Below are 12164 nucleotides of genomic sequence, written 5' to 3'. Positions count from 1 at the left end.
ATTCGAATAACCGGAAATGCCCCCATGTTCCTCGATCATCCTTCCATCACCGCGACCAACGCACAGACTGAGCCCGACCGCCTCGAGCGCCTGCAGCGCGTCTACGGCTACGCGATGGCCCTGGCCGACAGCGCAGGCAATCCCGGCTTCGTCGACAAGCTGACCCAGCTGCATGACCACAAGGGCACGCTGATCGTGTTCTGGCATACGCCGCCGTCTCCCGAAGAACGCGACTATTTCAGCCGCGCCTGGGCCAGCAGGGTCGGCGACGGCACCACCCTGGTCGAACACGAGTTCTGAGCGCCCGGCAGCGGACCCTGAAATGAGCAGCGAGTAGCGAGAGATGACGAACCTGGACGCGACCACGATGGTGCTGGTGCTGGCCCTGGGCAACCTGGCCCTGTGCGCACTGCTGACCTTCTTCGACCATGGCCCGGTGCGCCCGGCGGCGCTGGGCGCCTGGGCGCTGTCGAAACAGGTGCAGGCCGGCGCCTGGACCCTGCTGGCGCTGGGCGCCGCCGGAGTCGTGCCGGAGTCGCTGGCGCTGCCGGGCGGTTATGCGCTGCTGTTCGCCGGCGTCGCCATCGAAGGGGGCGCCGCCTGGGAAGAGGCCGGCCGCGACGGCTGGCGCCGTCCCACGCTGCTGGCGGGCGGGCTGGCGATCCTGGTCTTCCTGGTTTGCTACACGATCGACGAGCAGGGGCTGCGCAGCGTCGCCGCCTCGCTGCTGCTGGGCGCCCTGTACCTGAACGTGGCCGCCGCGCTGGGCGCCTCCTGGAGCCGGGCCAGCCTGCTGCAGCGCTTCCTGGCCCTGGTCGTCGCTGTGCTGGCGCTGGTGGTGGCGGCGCGCGGCCTGTCGGTGCTGCTGCTGCCGGGCGGCTGGCGCTGGCTCTCGAGCGAGCTGCTGCGCCAGCTCTCCAGCGCCGCCCTCTACCTCCTGATGCTGGCCAACGGCTTCGGTGTGCTGCTGCTGGCGCGCGAGCGCGGTGCGCGCGAACTGGCGCGCCTCGAGGTAGTCGACCCGCTCACCGACGTGCCGAACCGGCGCGGCTTCTTCAATGTGCTGGCGCCGTGGATGGCGCTGGCGCGCCGCCCGGGCTTGCCGACCGCCCTGGTGGTGCTCGACCTCGACCAGTTCAAGCGCGTCAACGACGCCTACGGCCATCCGGCCGGCGACACCGTGCTGCGCCACGTGGTGGAGCTGTGCAAGCGCCAGTTGCGTGACTCCGACCTGGTGGGGCGCATGGTGGGCGTCGAGTTCGCGATCCTGCTGCCGCGCACCAGCCTGGACGAGGCCCTTCTCGTGGCCGAGCGCATCCGCGCCGCCATCGCCGGCTCGCCGGTCAAGAGCGAGCGCGCGATGATCGCCATGACGGCCAGCTTCGGGGTCACCGTCATCCGCCCGGAAGACAGCACCGTCACCCTGTTCCAGCGCGCCGACGATGCGCTGCGCGCGGCCAAGGACGCGGGGCGCAACCGCGTCAGCCAGGCCGTCGTCGCCGCGGTCGAGGCCTGAATCGCGGGGCGGCGCGCGCCGCTGCCTTCCGATAGCGTCGTCACATCGCGGTCACATCGCTGTCACATCGCGGGCCTATCCTGCGGCATTGCCGCCGCCGGACCGCCCACGATGCATTCGCTACCCGACTCCCCCCGCTATGCCGCCGTCGAACTCGGCTCCGAGAGCTTCCGCCTGCACATCGGCCGCATCCAGCATGGCGAACTGGTGCTGGAGGAGACGCTGTGCGAGCGGGTGGCGCTGGCCTCCTCGTTCGAGGAGGACGGCAGTCCCTGCGCGGCCGCCATGCGGCGCGCACTGGCCTGCCTGCGCGCCTTCGCCGACACCCTCGACGCCTGGCGCCCGCAGGCGGTGCGGGTGGTGGCCACCGCGGCGCTCGGACTGGCCCGCCCGACGGCGCCGGGCGCCGCCGTGTTCCTGCAGGCCGCCGAAGCGGCGCTGCGCCGCCCGATCGAAGCGATCGCCGGCGACGAGGCCGGGCGCCTGGTTTACCTGGGCGTGGCCAGTACGCTGGGCGCGCAGAGCGCAAGCGGGCCGCGCCTGGTGCTCGACGTCGGCGCCGCTTCGACCGAGCTGGTGCTGGGCCGCGGCGCCGCCATCGAGCGCATCGATACCTTCGCCGTGGGCGCAGTGCGCCAGAGCCTGAGCTTCTTCGCCGGCGGCCTGATCGACGCCGTTGGCTTCGATGCCGCCGTTCGCTCGGGGCGCAGCCGCTTCGCCGAGAGCGCGCCCGCGGGGCGCGGCTGGGAAGTCGCCTACGGCGCCTGCGGCACGGTGCGCGCGCTGGCCGAGATCGCGCGCGAGGATGGCCTGGCGGACGGCCGCCTGACACCTGCCTGCCTGGAGGCTTTGCGCGAGCGCTTCCTGCGCGCCGGGCACGTCGCGCGGGTGCGCCTGGCCTGGCCGGCGGCCGCGCGCGCGCCGCACCTGGCCGGCGGGCTGGCCTTGCTGCTGGCGCTGGTGGAGGAGTGCGGCATCGCCGAGGTGCTGCCGGTGCATGCCGGCCTGCGCGTGGGGGCGCTGTGGGACCTGCACCGCCGCGCCGCGCCGCCGGCGGACACGGCGCGGCTGCCACCCGCGGCGTCGGCCGCCGGCGGCCGGCCCTGACTGTCGTATTCCGCGCCAATCCCCCGTTTTTCCTGTTGTTTGGAAACGTCTGGTGGCATACTTCCGTTGTTTGAACAACCATGTCCGCCACCCGTTTTCCATGCGCCGCTTCCTCTTCTTCGCGTTGGCCGCAACATGCGCGCTGGCCCAGGCCGCTCCGGGTGAGCGCATCACCCTGTGCTTCGAACGCCAGGAAGTGCGTCCCTGGCGCACGCTGGACGGCGGCGGCCTGAATTTCGAGCTGCTCGCCGAAGTCGCCCGGCGCAGCGGCGTCACCTTCGATTACCAGAGCATGCCGTGGAAGCGCTGCCTCGAGCAGCTCAAGGCGAACCAGGTCGGCGGCGCCTTCGCGGTCAGCTTCAACCGCGACCGCATGGCGCTGGGCGCCTATCCGGGCGTGGTCCCGGGCGCGCCGGACCCCCATGCCGACCCGGACAAGCGCATGCATGTCGACACCTACATGCTGGTGCGCCGCCGCGGCAGCCGCCTCGACTGGGACGGCAAATCCTTCCGCAACCTCGACGGGCGCATCGGTTTCCAGCTCGGCTACTCGGTGGGCGACTTCCTGCGCGGCCAGGGCGTGGCGGTCGACGAGGGCAGCCAGCGCTCGGACGAACTGGCCCAGAAGCTGGTGGCCGGCCGCCTGGCCGGCGCCGCGCTGGGCGGCGGCGACGCGGCGCGCCTGATGCGCGGTCCGTTCGGCGCGCGGCTGGAGATGCTGCCGCTGCCGCTGGTTGAAAAGCCGTATTACCTGGTCCTGTCGAACGCCCTGTACGCAAGCCGGCCGGAGCTGGCGCAGCGCCTGTGGAGTGCGGTCGAGCAGGTGCGCAACAGTCCCGCCTATCGCCAGCGCGAGCAGCAGGCGCTTGGTGGACGCCCTGGTGGACGCCCTGGAGGACGCCGTGGAGGAAACCATTAAGCGCCGCCGGTCGAGGATGGGCGGGGTGCCGCGCCGCCTGGTCGACAACTGGCGCCAGAACATCGTGTTCCGCCTCGGGGCCGGGATCGTGCTCGCCGTCGCCCTGTCGACCGGCGTGTTCACCACTTATACGCTGCATACGCTGCGCCAGGACGCCGACACGCGCCTGCAGGAGCGCATCGAGCGCCAGGCCAAGGTGCTGCAGCAGGCGCTGGCGCGTCCGCTGTTCGACATCAACAGCGCCGCCGTGGACTCGGTGGTCGACGCGCTCGGCGCCACGCCGGAGGTCCAGACCCTGCGCGTGCTGTCGCCGGACGGTCTCCTGATCGCGGCGCTCGGGAATTCCGCCGACGACGGCAAGGCGGCCCTGCGCGTGCGCCGCCGCATCACCTACAACGACGGCACCCGAACCTACTCGGTCGGCGCCATCGAACTGGCCTTCTCGCGCGAGCAGCTCGACCAGGACCTGCGCAGCCAGATCGTGCACACGGCCGCCGCCAACGTCCTGCTCACCCTGGCCATCGTCGGCTGCGTGTTCGTGGTGGGCCGGCGCATGTCGCAGCCCTTCGCCGACATCCAGGACGCGCTCGAGAAGCTGGCGCGCGGCGAGACCGACATCCGCCTGTCCGGCATCGGCCGGCGCGACCAGGTCGGTCGGCTGTCCTCGGCGGTACGCAGTTTCCGCGACACGTTGAACCGGCTGCGCCAGGCCGAACAGGTCACCAACGGTCTGCTGCGCGAAAAAAGCCGCATTGAGCAGCAGCTGCGCGAGCTGAACGAAGACCTGGAGCAGAAGATCGCCGCCCGCACCGAGGAACTGACGCAGTCGAACCTGCGTGCGGAAGCGGCCAACGTGGCCAAGTCGGAATTCCTGGCCAACATGAGCCACGAGATCCGCACCCCGATGAGCGCGATCATCGGCATGGCCTACCTGGCCCTGCGCACCGATCTCAATCCCAAGCAGCAGGACTACGTCGGCAAGATCCACCGCGCGGCGCTGTCGCTGCTCGGGATCATCAACGACATCCTCGACTTCTCCAAGATCGAGGCCGGCAAGCTCGACGTCGAGCAGGTGCCGTTCTGCCTGGACGAGGTGCTCGGCAACGTGGCCAGCGTGACCAGCCAGCGCGCCGCCGACAAGCGCCTGGAATACCTGTTCCACGTGCCGCACGCGGTGCCGCGCAAGCTCGTGGGCGACCCGCTGCGCCTCGGCCAGGTCCTGATCAACCTGGTCAACAACGCGGTCAAGTTCACCCCCGCGGGCGAGCTGCAGCTGTCCTGCATCCCGCTCAACGGAGCCGAGCCGGGGCGGGTCAAGCTGCGCTTCGCCGTGCGCGACACCGGTATCGGCATCGGCGAGGAGCAGCAGGCCAAGCTGTTCCGCGCCTTCAGCCAGGCCAACGGCTCGACCACGCGCGAGTACGGCGGCACCGGCCTGGGCCTGTCGATCTCGCAGCAGCTGGTGGGCCTGATGGGCGGGCGCATCGCGGTCGACAGCGCACCCGGGGCCGGATCGACCTTCCACTTCGACCTCGACTTCGCGCTCTCGGGCGAGCCCGAATCGACGCTGGTGGCGCCGGCCGAACTCATCGGCGCACGGGTGCTGGTGGTGGACGACAGCGCGCTGGCGCGCGCGATCCTGCGCGAGGCGCTGTCGGCGCTGCCGCTGCGGGTGGAGTGCGCCTCCGATGCGCGCCATGCCGAAGGCGCGATCATCGCGGCGGACGCCGCCGGCATGCCCTACCGCCTGGTGCTGACCGATTGCACCATGCCGCGCATCGACGGCATCGAGCTGGTGCGCCGCGTCACCTCCAACGCGGAGCTGGGCGCGCCGCCGCTCACCGTACTGGTCACGGCCTTCGGGCGCGAGGACGTGCAGGCCAGCGCCGAGGAAGCGGGCGTCAACGGTTTCCTGTTCAAGCCCTTCGTGCAGTCGGCGCTGTCGGACACCCTGGCCGGCCTGTTCACGGCCGCCCCGGCGGGCGCCGTCCGTCCGGGTGTCGTCCGCGCCAACCAGCATGGCGCGCGCGTGCTGGTGGTGGAAGACAACCTGGTCAACCAGCAGATCGCGCGCGAGCTGCTCGAGGCCCAAGGCATCGACGTCGACGTCGCCTCTACCGGCAACCAGGCCCTCGACAAGCTGCGCCAGGCTGGCCCGAGCGGCTATCGCCTGGTGCTGATGGACCTCGAGATGCCCCAGCTCGACGGCCATGCCGCGACCGTGGAACTGCGCAAGGACCCGCGCTTCGACGACCTGCCGGTGATCGCCATGACCGCGCACGCGCTGGCGGAGATCCGCGAGCGCTGCCTGCGCGAAGGCATGCAGGACTACATCACCAAGCCGGTCGACCCGGAAAAGCTGTACGCCACGCTGGCGCGCTGGATGGGCAAGGCGATGCCGGCGCGCGCCGCGCTGGCGGCCCAGGAATTCGCCCACGAGCTGGCGCCGCTGCCGGGCCTGGCCGGCATCGATTCGAGCTTCGGCCTGCGCAACGTGGGGGGCAACAGCGCCCTCTACGTGGAGCTGCTGGACCGCTTCCGCGCCTCGCACCGCGACGCCGGCTGCAACATCCGCAGCGACCTCGATGCCGGACGCCTGCGCGAGATGGCCAGCCGCGCGCACTCGCTGCGCGGCGTGGCCGGCAACATCGGGGCGCGCGAGCTGCAGTCGCTGTCGCAGGAGATCGAGGAGCAGGCCGACAGGCCCGCGCCGGACGTCCCGGCGCTGCACCGCAGCGTTGCCGCGCTGGAGCGCGCCATGGCCGACCTCATGGATTCGCTCGACTGTTATTTTGCCAACGCGCAGGAAGTGCCGGCGGCGGGGCCGGCCGCGGACGCCCCCGACGACGGGCATGACGCGGCCGAGGCCGCGGCCCAGCTGGAGAAGCTGCTGGCCGAATTCTCGGGCGAAGCCACCGATTACTTCGACGTCATGCGCGCGCCGCTGGCCCGCCTGCTCGGTCCGGGCGCGCTGGCCCGTCTCGAGGCGCACCTGTCGCGTTACGAATTCGAGGAGGCGCGCCTGGTGCTGGCCCAGGCCAACGGCGCCTCTCCCTCCATCGCGGAACACATATGAACCCAGCACCGAAGGACCAGCAGGTGATGGACAAGCAGTACCGGCCGACGATCCTGATCGTCGACGACACGCCGGACAACATCATGCTGCTGTCGCGCCTGCTGAAAGACAAGTACCACACCAAGGTGGCCACCAACGGCAGCACCGCGCTGCAGGTCGCCGCCGCCACGCCGGACCTCGACCTGATCCTGCTCGACGTCATGATGCCGGGGATGGACGGCTACGAAACATGCCGTGCGCTCAAGGCCAATCCGGCCACCGCGGACATCCCGGTGATCTTCCTGACCTCCAAGAACCAGATCGAGGACGAGGCGATGGGCCTGTCGGTGGGCGCGGTGGACTACCTCGGCAAGCCGATCAGCCCACCGATCCTGTTCGCGCGCGTGTCGACCCACCTGACCCTGCGGGCGGCGCGCAAGCTGCTGCAGGAGCACAACCAGAACCTGGAACGCATGGTCCAGCAGCGTACCGCCCAGCTCCTCCTGATGCAGGAAGCGCTGATCCTGGCGATGGCCTCGATGGCCGAGTACCGCAGCGGCGCGCCGGACAAGCATATCCGCCGCACCCAGCACTACGTGCGTGCGCTGGCGTTCAAGCTGCGCAGCCATCCGCGCTTCGCCGCCAGCCTGAGCGACGAGAACATCGAGCTGATGGTCAAGTCGGCGCCGCTGCACGACATCGGTAAGGTCGCGATTCCCGACCGCATCCTGCAAAAGCGCGGCAAGCTCGATGCCGAGGAATTCGAAGTGATGAAACTGCACGCGGCCTACGGGCGCGACACCATCATGCTGGCCGAGAAGCACGTGGGGGGCAGCAACAGCTTCCTGATGTTCGCACGCCAGATCGCCCACTCGCACCAGGAGAAGTGGGACGGCAGCGGCTATCCGGAAAACCTGAGCGGCGAGGAGATCCCGGTGTCGGCGCGCCTGATGGCGGTGGCCGACGTGTACGACGCGCTGATGTCGCGCCGCGTGTACAAGCCGCCGTTCACCCACGCACAGTCGCTCGAGATCATGCGCCATGGACGCGGTTCCCATTTCGACCCGGACGTGCTGGACGCCTTCTTTTCGCTGGAAGCCGAATTCCTGCGCATCGCCCAGGAGTTCGCCGATGCCGATGATGAATCGGAAGGGCAGGAAGGCGCGGACTGAAGCCACCTCGACGAGATTGATACCTGTAGGGTGGTCGGCTCTGCCGACCGCGCGTCCAACATCCGGACGCGCAGTGGTAGCTCATCAGAAATTTGGACGCGCGGTCGGCGAAGCCGACCACCCTACGAAGCAACACGTTTCATGCCGCCCGTTCGTTTGACGCACGCCTTGGCAGTTCTCAGCTAAATCGACTATATTGTTTGGCTTGTTGAATGATGGAGTCGGTAATGCCCAGCAAGTCAGCTGCCGTCACGGCGGCAGCAAAGGGTGGTGCACGCACCAAGGCCGTGCCTGCGAAGAGCGCAAAGCCGGCGGCCAAGGCCGCGGCGCCGGCCCGGTTCACAGTGGCGAAAGCCGCCAAGGCGAAGCCTGCCCAGTCCAAGTCTGTACAACCCAAGTCTGTACAACCCGGAACTGCCCGGTCCAGGTCTTCCGGCGCCAGCGTCAAGACGGCCGTGAAGGCGGCGGCGAAGTCACTGGCGGCGCCGGCCGTGAAGGGCGCTGCGCGCAAGCCCGCCGCGGCGCCGCGCGGGAGCGCGCCGGCGGCGCCGGACGCGCGCCCCGTGCTGGTGCGCGACAGCTTCACCATGCCCGAGCATGAATACGCGGTGCTTGCCGAGGTCAAGCAGGCCTGCCTGCGCGCCGGCATCGAGGTCAAGAAGAGCGAACTGTTGCGCATCGGCGTGGCCCTGCTGGGGCAGGTCGACATCGCCACCCTCAAGTCCGTGCTGGCGGCACTGCCCCAGCTCAAGACAGGACGGCCTCCGGCTGCCCCGTAACGCGTCGTGCGCTGCCGGTCCGCCGGGCCGCCTGGTCCTGGCAGGAGCCGGTCTAATGGACCGAGGCGCTGGTGAGTTCCTTCAGCTCGCGGATCGGGATATTCGATTTTTCATGCATGCGCAGCAGGATCGTGGCGCCGACGTTCAGCTTGCGGTGGCGGATCTTGCTGATGATCGGCGGCTGCACTTCGAGCACGCGGCACAGTTCCGCGTCGTTCTTCAGCTGCATGCGCTCGATCAGGGTGTCGAGCAGCTTGTTGGGCACGAAACTCGAGGGCTCCAGGGCGCGGGCCCGCTGCATCGCTTCGAGCATTTCCTGTTTTTTCTGTCGTACGCTCATGTTGCTTCTCCGAATATAAGCACGATTATTCGGGACAGATCGACTTGTTCTGGAAATAGCCCTGCCTGTTGTGATCAGGTATTGGTGGCGGGTCGTTGTGATATTACTACGATTGCGTCATGCGCGATTCACGAACTGAACGTAACAGACGGTAACTGAATTCTTTCTTCGTGGAATTTACGCTAATTTCAATCCGGAACGTGTTAGAAGCAGCACCTGGTCGGCCATGGCGGCCGCGGCGTGCGAGTGGGTGACCATGATGGCGCCGGCGCCGCTGGCGCGGATCTCGCGGCGCAGCAGGTCGAGGATGCCGGCCGCCGTCTCGGGGTCGAGGTTGCCGGTCGGTTCGTCGGCCAGCAGCAGGGCGGGGCGGTGCACCAGTGCGCGGGCGATCGCCACCCGCTGCAGTTCGCCGCCGGAGAGCTGGCGCGGGAAGTCCTCGCCGCGCCCGGCCAGGCCGACCGCCGCCAGCATCTCGTCGGCGCGGCCGGCAGCCAGCCGGTTGAGCAGCAGCGGCAGCGCCACGTTCTGGCGCAGCGTCAGGTGCGGCAGCACGTGGAAGGCCTGGAACACGAAGCCCATGCGGGTGCGGCGCAGGCGGGTGGCGGCCGTGTCGTCGAGCGCCGACATCGGCGTGCCGTCCACGATCACCTGGCCGGCGCTTGGTGTATCGAGGCCGGCGACGAGGTTCAGCAGGGTCGACTTGCCGACCCCTGATTCGCCCATGATGGCCACAAAATGGCCGGCGCGAAACACATGCGACAAATCGGACAGCACGGTGCGCCCGCCATAGGATTTGGTCAGCTTGTCGAGCACGAGCATGGCGTTCCGATCTGTCGGTGTTAGCGGGTCAGGATGCGGCGCAGCGCGAAGCTGAGGGCGTCCACGCCGGCCACCAGCAGCAGCATCGCGATCACCACCGTGGCCGCGCTCTGCATCTGGAACAGCGACAGGTGGTACTTCAGCATCTGGCCCAGGCCGCCGGCGCCGACCACGCCCAGCACCGCGGCAGCGCGGATGATGTTCTCCCAGCGGTACAGCGTGTAAGACAGCATCTGCGGCAGGGCCTGCGGCAGTGTAGCGTACAGGAAGGCGGCCAGGGGTGCGGCGCCGTTGGTGCGCAGGCTCGCTTCCGGCAGCGGCTCGACGTTCTCGAGGGCGTCGGCGAACAGGCGCCCCAGCACGCCGCTGGTGTGCGCCGCCAGCGCCAGCGTGCCGGCGAAGGGGCCGAGGCCGGCCGCGACCAGCAGCAGCGCCGCCCAGACCAGTTCCGGGATCGAGCGCAGGATGTTCAGCAGCACCCGGGTAAGGCCGCGCAGGGCCTGGCCGAGGCGGCCGGCCGCGGGCAGGGCCAGCAGCATGCCGCCGATCAGCGCCAGCAGGGTGCCCACCAGGGACATGGCCAGCGTTTCCCAGAGCGCCGCTGCGGTCTTCACGAGGAAGGCCCGGCTGGTCTCCGGCGGCGTGAAGCCGGCCAGGAATTCCGCGCCCGATGCGATCGCCTCCGGCGTGAAGAAGGCGGACCATTGCAGCGGCAGCGAGGCGAAGCTGGCCGCGACCAGGGCGGCCAGCGCCAGCAGCAGCAAGGGCGTGCCGTAGCTGCGCGGCGGCGGCGGCGGCAACTGCGGCGTCAACCCAGCCTCCGGCGCAGCATTTTAGACACCAGGTCGGCCAGCGCCACCAGCAGCACGAACATGATCAGCATGGTGGACACTTCGCCGCCGGCCATCATCTTGGTCGACTCTTCCATGCGCTGGCCCAGGCCGCCCGCGCCGACGAAGCCCATCACCGCCGAGCCGCGGATCGCGCATTCCCAGCGGTAGACGGTGTAGGAAACCAGTTCCGCGCTCGATTCCGGCAGTGCGCCGTACAGCAGGGCCGGCAGCCGCCCGCTGCCGTTGGCCAGCAGGATGTCGGTCGCGTGGGCGCTCGATGATTCGAGGATCTCGGCATACACCTTGGCCAGCATGCCGGAATAGGTGAGGGCGATGGCCAGCACCCCTGCGGTGGGGCCGAGGCCGACGATGCGCACGAACAGCAGGGCCCAGACCAGCTCCGGCACGCTGCGCAGCAGCACCAGCACCCAGCGCAGCAGCTGGCGCAGCAGGGCGGCGGCCGGATGCATGCGCCCGGTGCCGAGGCGGGAAATCGACAGGCGCTCGCTGATCACCAGGGTGGCGGGGATTGCGCCCAGCAGGGCCAGGCTCAGGCCGGCGGTAGCGATGGCGATCGTCTGCCAGGTCTCGCGCAGCACCAGCGCCAGGAACTCGCCATTCGTTTCCGGGCGCAGGAAGTCGGAGAGGAAGTGCCAGGCCGCGGCCAGGCTCTGCGGGTCGAACAGCAGCCAGGGCTTGAACTCGCTGGCCGCCAGCATCGGCCACAGCAGCAGCAGGCAGGCAAGCGTGACGGTGACGCGGCCGCGCCAGGCGGGGTCGGGGTGGACCACCTTCATCAGAAGCAGGCGCCGACGGCGATCCGGTCGGGCGACTCGTGCGGGTGCGGCGGCTGCGGCGCGACGGCGTCGTTGTCGTACAGGGCGGCGATCATGGCGTCGCTCACCGCATCGGCGCGGGCGTCGAACACGATGCGGCCGGCGCGCAGGCCGACCAGGCGCGGAAAGTGGGCGCGCGCCATGTCGACCTGGTGCAGGCTGCAGACCAGCGTGGCCTTGCGCGTCGAGGCTTCCTGCTGCAGCGTGGCCAGCGTGTGGCGGGCCAGCGCCGGATCGAGCGCGGAAATCGGCTCGTCGACCAGCAAGGTTTCGGCGCTGGAGAGCAGCAGGCGCGCCAGGCCGCAGCGCTGGCGCTCGCCGCCGGACAGGCGGTCGACGCGCGCGTACAGCTTGTCGCCCAGGCCGAAACGCGCCAGCGCGGCATGGGCGGCGTCCGGGTCGCCCGGACGCGCCAGGGAGACGAATGCCTGCCACAGGCTCATGTGGGGCAGGCGCGCCGCCAGCACCGCGGTCACCACGCGCTGGCGCGGCGGCAGCGGCGGCGTCTGCGGCGCCAGGAACAGGCGCGCGCGCAGCCGGTGGCGCGCGGAGTGCGACAGGGCCCATGGGTCCTGTCCGAATAGCGAGAAAGCACCTTGGGCCGGCCGGTGCGCGCAGGCGAGGGTGGCGAGCAGGGTGGTCTTGCCGGCGCCGGAAGGGCCGATCAGCGCCAGCTGCTCGCCGGGTGCGATATCCAGGTCGAGCTCATGGAGGGCCGCCGGCGCCGTGGCCGCTCCCGCCAGGTGGCGTACCGTGAGTTTCTCGAGCCGGAAAGTCATCGTGGC

Annotated in this window: 12 protein-coding genes; 7 read left to right on the top strand and 5 right to left on the bottom strand. The window is 69.9% G+C overall.

Annotated features, from left to right (window positions below; translation table 11 throughout):
- Positions 1-24: 24 nt before the first annotated feature.
- The 7 genes from AC56KL_RS05820 (at position 25) to AC56KL_RS05790 (ending at position 8548) form a co-directional block, all read left to right on the top strand.
- The gene (locus AC56KL_RS05820; RefSeq protein WP_497179207.1) at positions 25-300 is read left to right on the top strand and encodes a hypothetical protein; all 276 of its coding nucleotides are present in this window, start codon (positions 25-27) and stop codon (positions 298-300) included.
- A gap of 43 nt (positions 301-343) precedes the next feature.
- Entirely contained in the window at positions 344-1516 is a 1173-nt protein-coding gene (locus AC56KL_RS05815; protein WP_497179206.1) for a GGDEF domain-containing protein, read from the top strand.
- A gap of 111 nt (positions 1517-1627) precedes the next feature.
- Positions 1628-2623 (top strand): Ppx/GppA phosphatase family protein, encoded by a 996-nt coding sequence (locus tag AC56KL_RS05810; RefSeq protein ID WP_497179205.1) that lies wholly within the window; start codon positions 1628-1630, stop codon positions 2621-2623.
- A 100-nt stretch (positions 2624-2723) separates the two neighbouring features.
- A complete protein-coding gene (locus AC56KL_RS05805) occupies positions 2724-3542 on the top strand; it encodes a substrate-binding periplasmic protein (RefSeq protein ID WP_497179204.1) in 819 nt (272 codons plus the stop codon).
- The gene (locus AC56KL_RS05800) at positions 3493-6618 is read left to right on the top strand and encodes a response regulator (protein ID WP_497179203.1); all 3126 of its coding nucleotides are present in this window, start codon (positions 3493-3495) and stop codon (positions 6616-6618) included. The genes AC56KL_RS05805 and AC56KL_RS05800 overlap by 50 nt, the downstream gene beginning before the upstream one ends.
- Positions 6615-7769: a response regulator gene (locus AC56KL_RS05795; RefSeq protein ID WP_497179202.1), complete on the top strand. Its 1155-nt coding sequence runs from the start codon at positions 6615-6617 to the stop codon at positions 7767-7769. The genes AC56KL_RS05800 and AC56KL_RS05795 overlap by 4 nt, the downstream gene beginning before the upstream one ends.
- 227 nt (positions 7770-7996) lie before the next feature.
- Positions 7997-8548 carry a hypothetical protein gene (locus AC56KL_RS05790; protein ID WP_497179201.1) on the top strand — a complete coding sequence of 184 codons (552 nt, stop codon included), beginning with the start codon at positions 7997-7999 and terminating at the stop codon, positions 8546-8548.
- 52 nt (positions 8549-8600) lie between these two features.
- On the opposite strand, the gene AC56KL_RS05785 is transcribed toward AC56KL_RS05790, so the two are convergent.
- From AC56KL_RS05785 to AC56KL_RS05765, 5 genes are all read right to left on the bottom strand, one after another.
- Positions 8601-8888: a hypothetical protein gene (locus AC56KL_RS05785; protein WP_497179200.1), complete on the bottom strand. Its 288-nt coding sequence runs from the start codon at positions 8886-8888 to the stop codon at positions 8601-8603.
- Positions 8889-9065: 177 nt separating this feature from the next.
- Positions 9066-9710, bottom strand: coding sequence for an ABC transporter ATP-binding protein (locus tag AC56KL_RS05780; RefSeq protein ID WP_497179199.1), 645 nt, complete (start codon positions 9708-9710; stop codon positions 9066-9068).
- Between the two features lie 20 nt (positions 9711-9730).
- The gene (gene phnE, locus AC56KL_RS05775) at positions 9731-10522 is read right to left on the bottom strand and encodes a phosphonate ABC transporter, permease protein PhnE (protein ID WP_497179198.1); all 792 of its coding nucleotides are present in this window, start codon (positions 10520-10522) and stop codon (positions 9731-9733) included.
- Positions 10519-11340 carry a PhnE/PtxC family ABC transporter permease gene (locus AC56KL_RS05770; protein ID WP_497179197.1) on the bottom strand — a complete coding sequence of 274 codons (822 nt, stop codon included), beginning with the start codon at positions 11338-11340 and terminating at the stop codon, positions 10519-10521. Before AC56KL_RS05770 ends, phnE begins: the two co-directional genes overlap by 4 nt.
- On the bottom strand, positions 11340-12158 hold the full coding sequence (locus AC56KL_RS05765; protein ID WP_497179196.1) for a phosphonate ABC transporter ATP-binding protein: 819 nt from the start codon (positions 12156-12158) through the stop codon (positions 11340-11342). Before AC56KL_RS05765 ends, AC56KL_RS05770 begins: the two co-directional genes overlap by 1 nt.
- Positions 12159-12164: the final 6 nt, after the last annotated feature.

This window comes from Telluria sp. ZB4P34 (genome assembly GCF_059686055.1).
Note: the sequence above shows the minus strand (reverse complement) of the source record. Positions and strands in the feature narration are given on the sequence as shown.

Excerpts from the sequence above, each read along its gene's own strand:
- AC56KL_RS05820 (WP_497179207.1), top strand. The coding sequence starts at position 25 with ATGTTCCTCGATCATCCTTCCATCACCGCGACCAACGCACAGACTGAG.
- AC56KL_RS05780 (WP_497179199.1), bottom strand. The coding sequence starts at position 9,710 with ATGCTCGTGCTCGACAAGCTGACCAAATCCTATGGCGGGCGCACCGTG.
- AC56KL_RS05810 (WP_497179205.1), top strand. The coding sequence starts at position 1,628 with ATGCATTCGCTACCCGACTCCCCCCGCTATGCCGCCGTCGAACTCGGC.
- AC56KL_RS05785 (WP_497179200.1), bottom strand. The coding sequence starts at position 8,888 with ATGAGCGTACGACAGAAAAAACAGGAAATGCTCGAAGCGATGCAGCGG.
- AC56KL_RS05805 (WP_497179204.1), top strand. The coding sequence starts at position 2,724 with ATGCGCCGCTTCCTCTTCTTCGCGTTGGCCGCAACATGCGCGCTGGCC.
- AC56KL_RS05765 (WP_497179196.1), bottom strand. The coding sequence starts at position 12,158 with ATGACTTTCCGGCTCGAGAAACTCACGGTACGCCACCTGGCGGGAGCG.
- AC56KL_RS05795 (WP_497179202.1), top strand. The coding sequence starts at position 6,615 with ATGAACCCAGCACCGAAGGACCAGCAGGTGATGGACAAGCAGTACCGG.
- AC56KL_RS05790 (WP_497179201.1), top strand. The coding sequence starts at position 7,997 with ATGCCCAGCAAGTCAGCTGCCGTCACGGCGGCAGCAAAGGGTGGTGCA.
- AC56KL_RS05815 (WP_497179206.1), top strand. The coding sequence starts at position 344 with ATGACGAACCTGGACGCGACCACGATGGTGCTGGTGCTGGCCCTGGGC.
- AC56KL_RS05770 (WP_497179197.1), bottom strand. The coding sequence starts at position 11,340 with ATGAAGGTGGTCCACCCCGACCCCGCCTGGCGCGGCCGCGTCACCGTC.